This is a genomic window from Candidatus Nitrosopumilus sp., assembly GCF_965262695.1.
In the GTDB taxonomy this organism is placed as follows: Archaea; Thermoproteota; Nitrososphaeria; order Nitrososphaerales; family Nitrosopumilaceae; genus Nitrosopumilus.
In genome coordinates, this window is record NZ_OZ253550.1 from 1,454,850 (window position 1) to 1,468,417 (window position 13,568).

Below are 13,568 nucleotides of genomic sequence, written 5' to 3' on the forward strand. Positions count from 1 at the left end.
TAATTCTAAAAATTAGCCACAAAGTTAATTTTTTCAAATTGATATTTTTACAATATTTCAAATACTCCTTTTATTGAGTGCGAGTAAATGCGATTAATCCAACGAATTTCAAACTCTACACTTGTAAAATCTGATAATCTTGTACATATCATATGTATTCTATCTGTAATTGGTCCTGTCATTACAGTTTCAGCAGGATTTTGGGATGCAATATCTCATCTACAAAAAGAACCTGAATTTTTCTGGAGCCCATCTCACATGATTGTGTATGCTGGAGTTTCAATGACTGCTGTGGCTGCAGTACTTGGTGGTATTTTGATAATTAGAAAATCAATTCATCGTTCTCTAAAGACAGGAGTTAAACTAGTAATGATTGGTTCTGTTATTCAAATAATTTCGGGATTTGGAGATTCATTGTCTCATGAAGTATTTGGAATTGATGGATTGATCTCTTGGTCTCATCAACCATTAGAATTAGGACTAGTTCTTGGTTCACTTGGTGGTTTGTTAATTTTAAAAAACAGAGAACACACTAAACTCAACTTATTATTGCCTTTCTCAATTGTAACATTTTTGTTCTTTACAATATGGTTAGGATTTAATCTAGTTTTAATTTTTGGACACACAATTCAATGTATTCCTGTTTATGAGATATTCTCATCAGGTTGTGCCATTTTGTAATTTTTGATTTTAAGATATGACATTACTATCATAGCAATAGAACCAATCAGAATCAATATTCCTGGAGGGATCATCTCCTTTGAATTTGTATTTCCGAATTCTATCTCCAAATTAACTTGGTTTTTTGCCAAGTTTGTTACTTTAACAGTATATACTCCATCTTCACTAAAATCAAAATACCCTACTGACATTTTTGTTTGAATGATTTGTTCTTGAATGACATTATCTTTTACGTTTAGAATCTGAATGAATATTTCTTGGCCTGAAAACTCTGGCATGTAAACTTTGTAAAATCCAATATCTGTACCTGTAAATTGTGATTTTAATTCAAATGAACTTGATTGTTTTAGAATTGTTTGCTCTTGAATTTTTTCAGTATCTGCAAAAGTTATTGATATCCAAATCATTCCCACAATTACTAAAGTTAATCCAATTTTGAATAATGATACTTTCAATTCATTTTTGTGGAAAATTATTTGCTTAATAAGATAATCTAAAGGGCTCGGAGGGCTTCGATCCCTCGACCTGGCGGTTCGAAGCCGCCCGCACTATCCAGGCTGTGCAACGAGTCCAAACAAGTAAGAATTTAACAGGCCTAAATATCTGTCTAGATACTTTGAAGGTATCAAAAAAAGTCGCAGGTGTAGAGTATGCTATTAGAGATATTGTTCTTGCTGCAAGAAAAGTACAACAAAAAGGAATGCAAGTAGATTATCTCAATATAGGTGATCCTGTTCAATTTGGTTTTCAACCACCTGATAATGTTAAGCAAGCTTTGATTACTGCAATTAACAATGGTGAAAATTACTATTCTACTTCTGAAGGACTTTTAGAATTAAGACAAGAGATTGCTAAAAAAGAAAATGCTAAAGGATTGTCAATTTCTGCTGATGAGATTCTAGTTACAAATGGTGTCTCTGAAGGATTAGACATGGTTATTTCATCAATTGTAGAAGAAGGAGATGAAGTATTACTTCCAGGACCATATTATCCTCCATATGCTTCCTATGTTAGATTGCATGGTGGAGTACCTGTAGAATTTAGTGTTGACCTGGATAATTCTACTCCTGACATTGATGATATAAAATCCAAAATCACTTCAAAAACTGTTGCCATTTGTTTGATTAGTCCAAATAATCCTACTGGTGTTGTGTTTAATGAAAAATCACTTAGAGAATTAGTAGATATTGCAAATCAACATAATCTCTACATAATTTGTGATGAAATCTATGATCAAATCATCTTTGATGAAAAATTTGTTGGAATTGGTAAAGTTGCAGGAGATTCTCCGGTAATTGTCCTAAATGGTTTTTCCAAAGTCCACTTGATGTCTGGCTGGAGAATTGGATATATCGCATTTAACAACTCGCCAAAACTTGATGCAATAAGAGAAAACCTCCCAAAATTGGCCAGAGTTCGAATTGCAACGAGCCTACCCGTTCAACATGCTGCCTTGGAATCCCTACGTGGACCTCAGGATTACATCTCTAATTTTGTTTCTGAAATTAAAAAACGTCGAGACTTGGTTGTAAAACGACTAAACGAGATGCCAGGACTTTCTTGTCCTAATCCAAAAGGCTCATTCTATGCATTTCCAAAAATTGAAGACAATAGATTTGGAACAGACAAGGAATTTGTTACAAAACTTTTGGAATTAAAAGGTGTGTTGACAGTACATGGTTCTGGTTTTGGAGAACAATATGGTAGTGGTCATTTCAGACTAGTTTATCTTCCTAGTCTTCAAGTTTTAGATTCTGCAATGAACAAGATTGAAGAATTTGTTAGTCAATAACTCCATACAGAAATCTTTTCAGGAATAATTTCTATAATACAATCAGTATCATCAAGCAATTTTTTTGCTGATTTGTTCTCTAATGTTTTGAAATATCGTAAAAGAATATTTTTTGCAATATTTTTTACTTTTTCTTCTTCTAGGATTAAATTTGATTTTCCTTGTCCCATAACCCCATAGATATTTGGTGCATTAATTCCTGTATCTACACAAAAAGAAACTCTCTTGTTTTTCTTTAGATTTTTTGCTTTTTGAGTTTTGATGTTTGTACCGATATAGAATTTTTTTCCGCTATACCTATACCAAACAGGAACAATGTGTGGAGTTTTATTCTTTCCAATAGTAGCTAAACGCAAAATCTTTTGTGTTTTTAGAAATTCATCTTTTTTGCTCATGTTTTCTAAATCCTAATGCTATCATAAAAATACCAAATGCCAACATAATCATCGAAACTTTTTCATTAGTAATTTCTCCATTAAACAGAAAATCTCCAACAAATTCTGGTCCCCATACCAATAACTGTCTAATTAGAACAATTCCTGCCATGACAGAAAATAAAACCCCCATGGCAGTATACCAATTTCTGCCTCGCCTATAATACTCGTGGCTCATGATAAAATATCAGACTTAGATAATTTTGATTCCAGGATTTTTTATCTTGTTTTGAATCATTGCATTGAGTAACAATGGAGTTGACATCTCTGCCAAATATGATAACTCTATTGGTCCCAAGTAAATTGATCTTAATCCCTTAATCTCATCAATTAGTGTATTCACAACACCTACTGCTTCTTTGTCATCTCCGCAAACAAAAATATCATAATCTAACTCCAAAGTTGGATTCACAAGCTTCTTTTCAGATATTACATGAAAAGCAGATACTAATTTTGATTTATTTTTCATATGGTTTGATACAAGTTTGTATGAGAATGGTTTGTTATCTTTGATTGAAACACACTCAAATCCCACATCTGTTTTAGTCATTGGAACAATTGGTGATACTACAACACAATTATCACTAACTTCTGGTAATATTCCTGAACATACAGAATCAATGTTCTCATATGGAATTGATAAAATCAATACATCACTTTCTTTTGCAACTGAAACATTATCGTTTCCAGAAATACTTCCTTTAATTTCACCAAATGCTTCTTTTGCCAAGTTTGTATATTCTGTAGCTGATTCTGATGCTCTTATAGCATCTCTAGAGCCAACTATTACATCGTGATTTTGAGACCATCTTAATGCAAAACCTTTACCCATTCCGCCAGTTCCGCCAATAATTCCTACTTTCATCAATTAACTACAGACAATGTTATTATTATCTCTATTTGAATTTCGATTATATTGGGCCAAATAATTTTCCTTAGACACGGTCAGGCCAAAAATAATACTGATCGAATATTGGCAGGAAGAACAGAAGGTGTTCCTTTGACTGATGTTGGCAAACAACAAGCACAACATACTGCTGAACTACTTGAACACATGAACATTTCTGCAATTTATTCGAGTCCAATCCAAAGAGCACAACATACTGCAGAAATTGTGGGAAAACACAATTCTCTTGATGTTACAATTGATGATCGATTAATTGAACTTGATATGGGAAAATTCACTGGAATGGCATATGATGAAATTTTTAATGATCATGGAAATGTCTTTATGAAATTCTATCAAGGTGATCTTGAAATTGCTCACAACGGTGTTGAAACTTTTGATGAAGTAAAAAAAAGAGTTTTAGGAATTGTAGATCATGTCATTGAAAACCATCCTGATGAAAATGTTGTACTGGTAACTCATATGGATCCTATCAAGGCAATGCTCTCAACAGTTGTAGACCTATCCCCTACTAACCTCTTTGAATTAATCATAGCAAATGCATCACTGAATCTCTTTAGAGAGAACAAACGAAAGTTCTCTATTTCCGGACTTAACGTAATGCATCCAACTCGCTTCGATCAAGGTTGGTAGCTAATAATCTTGAAAACCCTTAAATAGAAATCAAAGGTCACGACAGTCATTCACTATGAAGGGAATAGTCGGGTTATTCTTAGTATTGGCCGTTATGGTAATAGTTCCTGCAGTAGAGTACGCATTTGCTGCAGGTGATGAACCCGGTGAATATCTTGATCGTAGAGTGATTATTTGGAATTTATTCTTTAGAATGATGACTATTGCATTTGTCGTAGGTGCAGTTGTATCAGGTACTATGATTTGGCAAGTTTGGAGATTCAGAGAATCTCATCCAAAAGCAAAACCAACACAATATGAGGGGACTGACTGGTAGAAATGGGTGGACATTCTAACTGGCCTGAATGGATTTACGTTGGCGTTGTAGTCGCTATAATGTGTTGGGTAGGTGCAGAAGCATGGGAAGCAGAAAGACTAGTTGAACATGTTCCAGAAGGTGCTGAAATTATCAAAGTAACAGGACAACAATGGTTCTGGACTTTTGAACATGAAGATGGTACTAAAGAAATTGGTGAATTACATGTTGAAAAAGGCAAAGCCTACAAATTTGAAATACATTCAACAGATGTAAATCACTCTTTTAACATTCACGATTATGTAGTTTTAATGGATGCAATTCCTGGTAGAGTTAACACTGTCTGGTTTGCACCAACTGATGTTGGAGAACATGATATTCAATGCAGAGAATATTGTGGATTAATTCACTATAACATGCGTGGAACACTAATTGTGGAGGAACCACACTCTTGATAACGCTTTTATCAGAATCACTGGAGGGAATTAACTAATGGTTCTAGAATTACAAAAACCACGTCCAATTTGGCAAATAATGTTTTCAACTCATCACACTGATGTTGGTTTACTTTATCTTATCATGTCTATAGGATTCTTGTTCTTAGGTGGTGCATTAGCACTTGCAATTAGAGCTGAATTATTCTTACCAGGAGCACAAATCATTGGTGATGCAATGACCTTTAACAGAATCTTTACAGTTCACGGAACCACTTTGATCTTCTTGTTTATCATACCATTTGCATCTGCTGTTGGTAACTACTTTGTTCCAATTATGGTCAGGTACAAAGACATGGCTTATCCAAAACTTAATGCAATCGCATTTTGGATGATTCCTCCTGCAGGAGCACTAATCTGGTTAGGCTTTGCAGACTTTACTTGGTATGCAACTCCTCCATATTCTATTATCAGTGCTCCGGGTCCAGCAGCTGACATGTGGATATTTGGACTAAAGATTTTAGGTGTATCATCAGTTCTTGGTGCAATCAACTTTATTGTTACAATTCTCAAATGTAAACACCCTGACATGTCAATTGGTCAGGTTCCATTATTGGCTTGGTCATTCTTGTCCTCATCATTAATCATCCTTGTTGCAATTCCAACATTTGCAGCAGCATTGTTAATGCTCTTAACTGACAGACTTGGTGTAACTGGATTCTTTAATCCTGCAATGGGTGGAGATCCAATTGCATATGCACACTTGTTCTGGTTTACATTCCATCCTGAAGTATACGTTCTTGTCATTCCAGCTATTGGTATGATGTATGAGATTATTCCAAGATTTTCAAGAAAACCAATCTACAGTTTCAACTCTGGTATCTTTGCATTTGTACTATTATCTATTGTCGGCTTTTCATCATGGGCACACCACATGTATGCAACTGGAATGTCTTTCACTGAAAAGACAGTATTCATGGTAGGAACTCTTGCAGCAGTTCCAGCATCTGCAATGCACGTCTATAACTTCATTGCAACAATGTGGAATGGTAGAATCAAGTTCTCAACTCCAATGATGTGGGCTGTTGGTGGAATCGCATTATTCTTCTCAGCAGGTGCAGGTGGTGTTGCAAATGCAGCTATGCCATTAGACTTTACAACTCACGATACTTACTGGGTCGTTGGACACTTCCATCTATTTGTGATGGGAACTATTGCATTTGGTTCAATTGGATTCCTTTACTACATGTATCCATATGTTACAGGAAGAATGTACAATGAAGCCATGGGTAAGATTCACTTTATTCTATCATTTGTAGGAACTATTCTGGTATTCTTTACTCAACACGTACTTGGATTGTATGGAATGCCAAGAAGAATCTTTGACTACCCACCAATCCCAGAATGGATTGCAATGAACCAAATTGCATCAGTTGGTGCAATGGTAATTGGTGTCAGTATGGTAGTCTTTTTGGTTAACATGATTTACAGCGCTGGAAAAGGAGAACCTGCAAATCCAGAGGATCCATTTGGTGTTGGAGGCAAATACTATTATCCATTTGAGGCAAAGAACCCATCACATTAGGAGATAAATGAAATGACTGAAAATCAATACTATCTAACAACACCGGCAAGAACAGGAAAAATGATGGCAATCATGTTGGGAATTTGTATTGTTGGCGGAGCAATCTTCTTTTCACTTTGGGATTATTGGATTTCAGAACCTGCCCCAGTTGTCGCAATGATGGGAGGTGATTCTGCACCAACTGCAGTAGCAGTTCATACTGGTGATACTATAACATCTGACCTTTCATTTATCGAATCTTCGGACTTTATCACTTTGGCATTTAATGCATTACCAGGAGAACCAGGAAACAATCCAACAATCAACATGGAAGTTGGTGACAAAGTAATCTTTAATGTAGTAAACGATGGTGTATCATTCCACTCCTTTGGTGTTACAGCAGACACTGAGGGCTTTGGAGGAATTTTCCCAGGAAGTGAAGTTGCAAGCCCATCAAACCCACTAAAATCTGGTGAAGGTGGAACTTCAGAATTTATCGCAGGTGAGGAAGGCGTATTTTACTATATTTGTACAGTTCCAGGTCATAGAGAACAAGGAATGGTAGGAAAAATCATTGTAGGTGATGCTGAGGTTCCAGAAGAAGTTATAGAGGCAGCACCAGAACCAATGGAAACAGAAACAATGGAAGAAAAAGTACCAGTCTCAACTGAACCAGTTGCATATGATGGTTCTATCTCTCTCCCAGAAGGCTCTGGAGTTCCTGGATGCCAGGAAACAAATGAATGTTATATCCCATATCACGTAACAGCACCAGCAGGAACCGAGATTGTTTGGTCAAACGATGACACTGCTGCTCACACAGTTACAAGTGGAACTCCTGCAGATGGTCCTGATGGAATATTTGATAGTAGTATCCTTGCCGGAGGTCTAACATTTTCTGTAACCCTTGATGAACCAGGTGAATATCCTTACTATTGTATCGTTCATCCTTGGATGGTCGGTAACATCACAATAGAATAGAAAAATTTTGGCTATCCAATATCTTGCTCTAGCAACTATGATTGTATTGTATTCACTTATGTTCTTAGGTGGATATATTTCAGCAGCTGGACTTGGACTTACTTGTCCTGAATGGCCACTATGTCCAAATGGTGTAATGCCATCTGAAGAGTATCTTATTGAATGGATTCATAGATTAGCAGCTGCTACTACAGGTGTTTTGGTTATTGCAACTATGGTTGCAAGCTTTCTTAACAAACGAGCTGACACCAAAATCAAAATCACAAGTACACTTGCTACGGTATTTGTTATTACGCAAATTACACTTGGTGCTTTAGTAATTGATACAAAACTTCATGCCGTTCTAGTTGCAATTCACTTGGGTATTGGAATATTATTATTCTCAATGGTGTTACTAACTGCATTATTTGCATTTAGAATTTCAAGAGAATCTCCAGAGATTAAAGTCTAGATTTTTTAAAAATTTTTGGCATATAGATATACAAAAACACTCCTGTCATTGATAATGCCCCTATAGTAATTGCTATAATGAAAATTTGCCCAAACGGGCTTTGAGTACCCATGTTAAACTTGAAGGAAAGTGGTTCAGAATTATTTGGCATATCATACAAGAATACTTCGACAATATGATTTCCTGAATTTCTCCAGACATAATCAAAGTCCCAATGGGATCCTTCTATTGCTGTAGGAGGTATGGTGTCTACCTGTTTCCCATTATAGAATATCTTCATTCCCATTGTAAATCTGTCAACGTCTTCATAATCAAATCCTTCAGTCACTTTAATCAAAAATTGAGATGGTTCATCAATTTGTGGAAATTCGGGAGCTGTAGCTACTTGAACCCTGTACCCTGCATTAAACTGCTCAGCAGAATTAAACATGGAATGGGCAAATACGTCATTTAGTCCTGGGGTTGAGAAAAGGATCAAAAAAGATAGAATCAAAACTGATCGCTTTTTTGTCATATGGAATAATACTGGAATTAGATGAATATATTGTAACTCGATTCCCTTCGGAAATCTTCAAAACCTTTAAATCCTTATTGGCAAGACATTGAATCGTTGACCCTCGTAACAAAATCAATCGATATTAAGACACCTGTTGAGAATGTCTTTACCTACTTTGCAAGACCAGAACATGTTTCTGATCAAATCAAAACTGATGCAGTAGGAATGACAGTCGTTCCTATGGATATCAAGGAAGGCATGGGTATAGGTACAACCTTTAGAATTATCGGTGACTTTAGCGGTAAACGTTTAGAGTGGGATTGTGAGACAACCGAATTTGTTAGAAATGAGAAAATCACTGCAAAACAAATTGAAGGTCCATTCAAGAAATGGCAAATCACTAATGAATTCAAATCATTAGGAAATAACCTCACAAGAGTTACAATGTCAGTAGATTATGACATGCCATTTGGTCCACTAGGAGCAATTATGGATAAAGCAAAATTTGCAAAATCTGCTGAGAGAGGAATGGAAACTGCCCTTTACAACGTTAGAGGTTTGTTAGAAGGAAATGGTTCAATTCCAGTATACATCACACTAGAAGCATACCAAAAACTTCTTGCCGAAAAGAAAAAGATGAATGATGTTCCAGTTTCAACTGCACTAACTGCAATCATTGAAAAATACAATGAAGTTGAAGCTAAAGCATAAAACATAATTTTCCTTTATTTTCCAATCTTAAGATTAATAACAACTCTAGGCATAGTGTTTTTGGTGGGTCTATGGCGCAGCCAGGTAGCGCACAGGACTCTTAATCCTGCTGTCGTGGGTTCGAATCCCTCTAGACCCGCTTTTCAAATTCTAAACTAAAATTATTTTTCTAATTTAATCTCAGAATTTTTTACATACATTAGTAGCATGATATGTTCATATACATTTGAATATCATATAACCAATATTGATGTGATTTGAGTACTGGTAAATCTCTTTCAAAAGTAGATTTTGTTAATACCAAATCTATTTTGGCAGTTTTAATTATAGTATTAGTTTCTATAACTTTGATATACCAAGTAAGACCATTTGTTGATGATGCTCAGTTTGCTTGGATTTCAGTTCCAGCATATCTTGTTTCAACTGCAGTTCTTTCAGGTTTTGCTTTAATACTTGCACGAAAATTATTCAAACAAAAACACTATCAATCAAAAGCATTTCTTGTATTTGGTATAGGTTCAGTATCTTGGTTTATTGCTGAATTTCTTTGGTTAATGTATGATCATGTTTGGGATGGTAGTCCATTTCCATCTGAGGCTGACATTTTTTACATGGCTTCATATCCGTTAATGACTGCATTTTTGTTTATTTCGTTAAAACCCATTCTTAAATCCGTTAACAGAAATGTTTGGTTATTTGCAATTGGTTTATCTGTTTCATTTTTGATTCCATCTGTAACTGCAGCATATGATGATATGTTGGGTGAAGATGCATTCCCTACATCAGTTGCTCTTGCATATCCAATTCTAGGTTCAATCCAAGTCATTCCTGCAATTGTTGGAATTATGTATCTTGGAAAGAAAAGTGCAAATTTTTCTTGGATTTTAATTTTATTTGGATTCATCATATATGGTGTGGCAGATACATTTTTCTTATTTTTAGAACTTGATGGAACATATTTTGATGGACATCCTGTTGATCTATTTTGGCTGTATACTTACATCCTACTAATTTTTTCATTTTATACTCGCTATAAGATTTCACAGATATCAACTTCTGAACAACAATCTATGTTCTTTTCAGAAAAAATACAATTTGAAACAATTAATAAATTTGGAATTCCATTAACATTAGCTATAATTACTTTGGTAGTTGGAATTTTCTTTGTTCATTTCATTTTCATAGAAACTGAAGAACAAACCACTTTTCAAAATTTCATGATTGGTGTTGTTGCTATGTTGGCAGTTTTTGCGACAATTGTGTTAATTTTGAACAAAAATCTTTCAAAACTTGTACATATGCGTACAGAAGAACTTGAAGAACAAAAAACCACTTTAGAAAACCTTGTTGAAGAAAAAACACAAGAATTACTAAAGCAAGAACGTCTTTCGGCGATTGGTGAACTATCTGGACGTGTTGCACATGATCTTAGAAATCCATTATCTGTCATGAAATTAACTGTAGATTTGTTGAAACAACAACCCGCAGATAAAAAACTCTCTGATCCGGATATAGTAAAACGACTTGATATGATGAATACAAGTATAGTTAGAATTTCTCATCAAGTTGATGATGTCTTAGGATATGTTAGAAACTCTCCTCTAAAATTAGCAAACGTCTCTGTTCATGAAATTTTAAAAACCTCTATAGAAAAAATTAACGTTCCATCTAATGTTAAAATCACTATCTCTGATAAAGATGTGAATATCAATTGTGATCCTGTAAAAATCGATGCTGTGTTCATTAATTTCTTAGTAAACTCAATTCAAGCAATACCTGATGGTGGTGGTAAAATTACTATAAACATAAGCGAAAGTAAAGATGTCGTCAAAATTGAATTCTCTGATTCTGGTAATGGAATTCCAGAAGATATTATTGATAAAATCTTTGATCCTCTTTTTACCACTAAGCAAAAAGGTACTGGTTTAGGTTTAGCAAGTTGTAAAAATATTATTGAAATACATCAAGGAACTATTTCTGTAAAGAACAATCCAACTACATTTACTGTCGAAATTCCAAAATCTTTAACCCAAGATACTAAAGCTTCTTAACTAGATCTTTTTTAGTAAAACAAATCGTTTTTTCTCAGGTTCAATATCTTCATGCATGTCAACATCGCTTACAATTCTTACTTTGTAATTCATCCAACGTTTGACCATATTTCGAGATGTTTGATTTTCATCAATTTTTTCTTCGATATTATTGAATGTTTCACAATTCATGACGTATTTTCCTGTAACTCTGTATATTTCTGAAACTCCTTTTTCTAATACATCTTCATCTAGATAATTCAATAGTCCATGGGTAAAAACAAAATCTATTGATGAATCTTCAAATGGTAAATCTGTGATACTTGCTTTTTTAAAACTTGCAGCTGGGAATTTTTCTTTTGCAATACCTAGTGCATATTCATTTAGATCAACTCCGTGAATTTGAAATGTATCTGGAAATAGTCTTAAATCAATTCCAGTTCCGCACCCAATTTCTAAAACGTTTGTACAACGTAATGATATTGCAAGATCTTTTGTAAATTTTGCAAATTCTTCATTATATCTTGATTCGTTCTCATCTGCATATTTTTTCCAAAATTCTTCATTATAGTTCATAAATTTTTTGAGATATAGCTGTATTTGATACTAATTGTTAGTGACTACATTTGCACGGAATGAGTTTTGTATCAAACGTACAATCATGAGGGCCATCTGATTTTCCTTGTGTTGGAATCTCTTTCATACAATCTTCGTGACGACCCTTTCTACAAAACCAACAGATTTCTTGTGTATCTCCAGTTGCACATGAATCCATAATCTTTGTGTATTTTTGTGGGTAAAAAACTTCGTGGAAGTTTAGATGTATGTCAACCAAGGCAAGAATCTTTCATCTTTACCCATTACTACATCAGTAAATGATTTTTGTAGTGCTTTTGTAATATGGCCCATTTTTCCATTGCCGATTTTCACTTTGTCAATCTGTGTTACTGATTTTACTTCAGCAGCAGTACCTGTCATGAATATTTCATCTGCCGCATAGAGATCATCTCTTTCTAGATCTCGTTCAATAACAAATCCACCATTTTCTTCAATGATTTGTATGACACTGTCTCTCGTAATTCCTTCTAACCCTCCTGCAGATAATGGAGGTGTTTGAATAATGTCATCTTTTACGACAAAAATATTTTCAGCACTTCCTTCAGCAACTTTTCCGTGCCAATTTAACATGATTGCTTCATCATATCCATTTTCTAATGCTTCCATTCTTGCTAATGCTGCATTTGCATAGTTTGATGCTGCTTTTGCTTGTGTTGGTTGAGATCTGGAATCTATTTTTATCCAACTTGATACTTTGCATTTTGCTCCTGAGAACTTTCCTGCTTTTGATTCACCCATCTTCCATTCCCAACATGAAATAGAAGCATCCACTTTGTTTTGTGTTGGAGTTAGACCCATTGTTCCATAACCATAATATGCTAATGGTCTGATGTAACACTCTTTGTGTCCACTTGCCTTTACTGTCTTGATAATTCCCTCAGAAATCTCTTTTTTTGAAAACTGCATTTTCATAGAATACAATTTTGCTGATTTGAAGAATCTATCCACGTGTTCTGGAAGTCTGAAAATGGCAGAACCATTTGGTGTATTATAACATCTGATTCCCTCAAAGATTGATGTAGAATAATGTAATGCGTGAGTTAGAACATGAACTTTGGCATCTTTGAATGGTACTAATTTTCCATTCATCCAGATTTTTCCAACTTCTTTCATAGGAGAGGAAAAAAACTATGCTAATTTAAAGAATTATCTTTTTATCAATTTTTAGCATGAAACTACATATTCTGTAATTGGACATAACTCGTATGGAATGGACTTTTGGCTTTGTTGCTATTGCTCTTCTGACAATAGGCTTGATTGGTCAAGCGTTTGAAATGAGAAAGATTCGTCAGACAACTTACAGAGATGAGGAAATGGGCTCTGTCAATATCTTTACAAACAAAAGAAACTTCAAGTGGTATGCTATTCTTGGAGTAGGAATTATTTTGTGGTACGCAGCTGAGCGTATGTGAAGAGATCTATATAGATCAGCTCTAAATAGTAGAATTTGTAACTTATAGTATCGCGTGTTTAGGGTAACGCCGGACTGAATCTAGATAATGGTCCAAGAACAAACCCTTGATGGCGCTACTGGTGTAAAA

19 protein-coding genes and 2 tRNA genes are annotated in these 13,568 nt (G+C 34.8%); 12 read left to right on the forward strand and 9 right to left on the reverse strand.

The annotated features are described in order from the left end of the window. The first annotated feature begins 87 nt into the window (after positions 1-87). Entirely contained in the window at positions 88-681 is a 594-nt protein-coding gene (locus tag ACQY2P_RS08760) for a hypothetical protein (RefSeq protein WP_428326248.1), read from the forward strand. On the opposite strand, the gene ACQY2P_RS08765 is transcribed toward ACQY2P_RS08760, so the two are convergent. Beyond that, a complete protein-coding gene (locus ACQY2P_RS08765) occupies positions 645-1,136 on the reverse strand; it encodes a hypothetical protein (protein ID WP_428326249.1) in 492 nt (163 codons plus the stop codon). The genes ACQY2P_RS08760 and ACQY2P_RS08765 overlap by 37 nt on opposite strands. 42 nt (positions 1,137-1,178) lie before the next feature. After that, positions 1,179-1,253, reverse strand: a tRNA-Arg gene (locus ACQY2P_RS08770). 44 nt (positions 1,254-1,297) lie between these two features. Between ACQY2P_RS08770 and ACQY2P_RS08775 the strand changes: the two genes are divergently transcribed. Next, positions 1,298-2,473, forward strand: coding sequence for an aminotransferase class I/II-fold pyridoxal phosphate-dependent enzyme (locus tag ACQY2P_RS08775; protein ID WP_428326250.1), 1,176 nt, complete (start codon positions 1,298-1,300; stop codon positions 2,471-2,473). Here the strand turns inward: ACQY2P_RS08775 and ACQY2P_RS08780 are convergent. Genes ACQY2P_RS08780 through npdG form a run of 3 tightly spaced genes read right to left on the reverse strand, consistent with a single transcriptional unit; the run spans position 2,467 to position 3,772 of the window. Next, a complete protein-coding gene (locus tag ACQY2P_RS08780; RefSeq protein WP_428326251.1) occupies positions 2,467-2,868 on the reverse strand; it encodes a pyridoxamine 5'-phosphate oxidase family protein in 402 nt (133 codons plus the stop codon). The genes ACQY2P_RS08775 and ACQY2P_RS08780 overlap by 7 nt on opposite strands. Further along, complete coding sequence (locus tag ACQY2P_RS08785; RefSeq protein WP_428326252.1) at positions 2,852-3,040, reverse strand: hypothetical protein; 189 nt, start codon at positions 3,038-3,040, stop codon at positions 2,852-2,854. Before ACQY2P_RS08785 ends, ACQY2P_RS08780 begins: the two co-directional genes overlap by 17 nt. Before the next feature lie 60 nt (positions 3,041-3,100). Then, positions 3,101-3,772 carry an NADPH-dependent F420 reductase gene (gene npdG, locus ACQY2P_RS08790; protein WP_428326253.1) on the reverse strand — a complete coding sequence of 224 codons (672 nt, stop codon included), beginning with the start codon at positions 3,770-3,772 and terminating at the stop codon, positions 3,101-3,103. 51 nt (positions 3,773-3,823) lie between these two features. Here npdG and ACQY2P_RS08795 point away from each other — a divergent pair, with 51 nt between their 5' ends. Genes ACQY2P_RS08795 through ACQY2P_RS08820 form a run of 6 tightly spaced genes read left to right on the forward strand, consistent with a single transcriptional unit; the run spans position 3,824 to position 8,172 of the window. Further along, on the forward strand, positions 3,824-4,447 hold the full coding sequence (locus ACQY2P_RS08795) for a histidine phosphatase family protein (RefSeq protein WP_428326254.1): 624 nt from the start codon (positions 3,824-3,826) through the stop codon (positions 4,445-4,447). A 55-nt stretch (positions 4,448-4,502) separates the two neighbouring features. Next, positions 4,503-4,763 carry a heme transporter CcmC gene (locus ACQY2P_RS08800; protein ID WP_428326255.1) on the forward strand — a complete coding sequence of 87 codons (261 nt, stop codon included), beginning with the start codon at positions 4,503-4,505 and terminating at the stop codon, positions 4,761-4,763. A gap of 2 nt (positions 4,764-4,765) precedes the next feature. Further along, on the forward strand, positions 4,766-5,197 hold the full coding sequence (locus ACQY2P_RS08805; RefSeq protein WP_428324927.1) for a cupredoxin domain-containing protein: 432 nt from the start codon (positions 4,766-4,768) through the stop codon (positions 5,195-5,197). Between the two features lie 37 nt (positions 5,198-5,234). Further along, on the forward strand, positions 5,235-6,761 hold the full coding sequence (locus ACQY2P_RS08810; protein ID WP_428326256.1) for a cytochrome c oxidase subunit I: 1,527 nt from the start codon (positions 5,235-5,237) through the stop codon (positions 6,759-6,761). Between the two features lie 12 nt (positions 6,762-6,773). Further along, positions 6,774-7,721 (forward strand): plastocyanin/azurin family copper-binding protein, encoded by a 948-nt coding sequence (locus ACQY2P_RS08815; RefSeq protein WP_428326257.1) that lies wholly within the window; start codon positions 6,774-6,776, stop codon positions 7,719-7,721. Positions 7,722-7,728: 7 nt separating this feature from the next. Beyond that, the gene (locus tag ACQY2P_RS08820) at positions 7,729-8,172 is read left to right on the forward strand and encodes a COX15/CtaA family protein (RefSeq protein WP_428326258.1); all 444 of its coding nucleotides are present in this window, start codon (positions 7,729-7,731) and stop codon (positions 8,170-8,172) included. Here the strand turns inward: ACQY2P_RS08820 and ACQY2P_RS08825 are convergent. Continuing rightward, a complete protein-coding gene (locus tag ACQY2P_RS08825; RefSeq protein WP_428326259.1) occupies positions 8,162-8,686 on the reverse strand; it encodes a hypothetical protein in 525 nt (174 codons plus the stop codon). The genes ACQY2P_RS08820 and ACQY2P_RS08825 overlap by 11 nt on opposite strands. Positions 8,687-8,782: 96 nt before the next feature. Here ACQY2P_RS08825 and ACQY2P_RS08830 point away from each other — a divergent pair, with 96 nt between their 5' ends. From ACQY2P_RS08830 to ACQY2P_RS08840, 3 genes are all read left to right on the forward strand, one after another. Continuing rightward, positions 8,783-9,379, forward strand: coding sequence for an SRPBCC family protein (locus ACQY2P_RS08830; protein WP_428326260.1), 597 nt, complete (start codon positions 8,783-8,785; stop codon positions 9,377-9,379). Positions 9,380-9,444: 65 nt separating this feature from the next. Continuing rightward, a tRNA-Lys gene (locus ACQY2P_RS08835) sits at positions 9,445-9,518 on the forward strand. Between the two features lie 118 nt (positions 9,519-9,636). Next, entirely contained in the window at positions 9,637-11,430 is a 1,794-nt protein-coding gene (locus tag ACQY2P_RS08840; RefSeq protein WP_428326261.1) for an ATP-binding protein, read from the forward strand. On the opposite strand, the gene ACQY2P_RS08845 is transcribed toward ACQY2P_RS08840, so the two are convergent. Genes ACQY2P_RS08845 through ACQY2P_RS08855 form a run of 3 tightly spaced genes read right to left on the reverse strand, consistent with a single transcriptional unit; the run spans position 11,431 to position 13,140 of the window. Next, a complete protein-coding gene (locus tag ACQY2P_RS08845; RefSeq protein WP_428326262.1) occupies positions 11,431-11,985 on the reverse strand; it encodes a class I SAM-dependent methyltransferase in 555 nt (184 codons plus the stop codon). It lies immediately after the preceding gene. A 37-nt stretch (positions 11,986-12,022) separates the two neighbouring features. Beyond that, positions 12,023-12,184 carry a hypothetical protein gene (locus tag ACQY2P_RS08850; RefSeq protein WP_428326263.1) on the reverse strand — a complete coding sequence of 54 codons (162 nt, stop codon included), beginning with the start codon at positions 12,182-12,184 and terminating at the stop codon, positions 12,023-12,025. 41 nt (positions 12,185-12,225) lie between these two features. Further along, complete coding sequence (locus ACQY2P_RS08855) at positions 12,226-13,140, reverse strand: branched-chain amino acid transaminase (RefSeq protein ID WP_428326264.1); 915 nt, start codon at positions 13,138-13,140, stop codon at positions 12,226-12,228. A gap of 92 nt (positions 13,141-13,232) precedes the next feature. On the opposite strand from ACQY2P_RS08855, the gene ACQY2P_RS08860 reads away from it, so the two are divergent. Further along, positions 13,233-13,439 (forward strand): hypothetical protein, encoded by a 207-nt coding sequence (locus tag ACQY2P_RS08860; RefSeq protein WP_428326265.1) that lies wholly within the window; start codon positions 13,233-13,235, stop codon positions 13,437-13,439. Positions 13,440-13,568 lie beyond the last annotated feature (129 nt).

Coding starts and splice junctions, on each gene's coding strand:
- ACQY2P_RS08760 (WP_428326248.1), top strand. CDS start 88: ATGCGATTAATCCAACGAATTTCAAACTCTACACTTGTAAAATCTGAT.
- ACQY2P_RS08780 (WP_428326251.1), bottom strand. CDS start 2,868: ATGAGCAAAAAAGATGAATTTCTAAAAACACAAAAGATTTTGCGTTTA.
- ACQY2P_RS08785 (WP_428326252.1), bottom strand. CDS start 3,040: ATGGGGGTTTTATTTTCTGTCATGGCAGGAATTGTTCTAATTAGACAG.
- npdG (WP_428326253.1), bottom strand. CDS start 3,772: ATGAAAGTAGGAATTATTGGCGGAACTGGCGGAATGGGTAAAGGTTTT.
- ACQY2P_RS08800 (WP_428326255.1), top strand. CDS start 4,503: ATGAAGGGAATAGTCGGGTTATTCTTAGTATTGGCCGTTATGGTAATA.
- ACQY2P_RS08805 (WP_428324927.1), top strand. CDS start 4,766: ATGGGTGGACATTCTAACTGGCCTGAATGGATTTACGTTGGCGTTGTA.
- ACQY2P_RS08810 (WP_428326256.1), top strand. CDS start 5,235: ATGGTTCTAGAATTACAAAAACCACGTCCAATTTGGCAAATAATGTTT.
- ACQY2P_RS08815 (WP_428326257.1), top strand. CDS start 6,774: ATGACTGAAAATCAATACTATCTAACAACACCGGCAAGAACAGGAAAA.
- ACQY2P_RS08825 (WP_428326259.1), bottom strand. CDS start 8,686: ATGACAAAAAAGCGATCAGTTTTGATTCTATCTTTTTTGATCCTTTTC.
- ACQY2P_RS08845 (WP_428326262.1), bottom strand. CDS start 11,985: ATGAACTATAATGAAGAATTTTGGAAAAAATATGCAGATGAGAACGAA.
- ACQY2P_RS08850 (WP_428326263.1), bottom strand. CDS start 12,184: ATGGATTCATGTGCAACTGGAGATACACAAGAAATCTGTTGGTTTTGT.
- ACQY2P_RS08855 (WP_428326264.1), bottom strand. CDS start 13,140: ATGAAAGAAGTTGGAAAAATCTGGATGAATGGAAAATTAGTACCATTC.
- ACQY2P_RS08860 (WP_428326265.1), top strand. CDS start 13,233: ATGGAATGGACTTTTGGCTTTGTTGCTATTGCTCTTCTGACAATAGGC.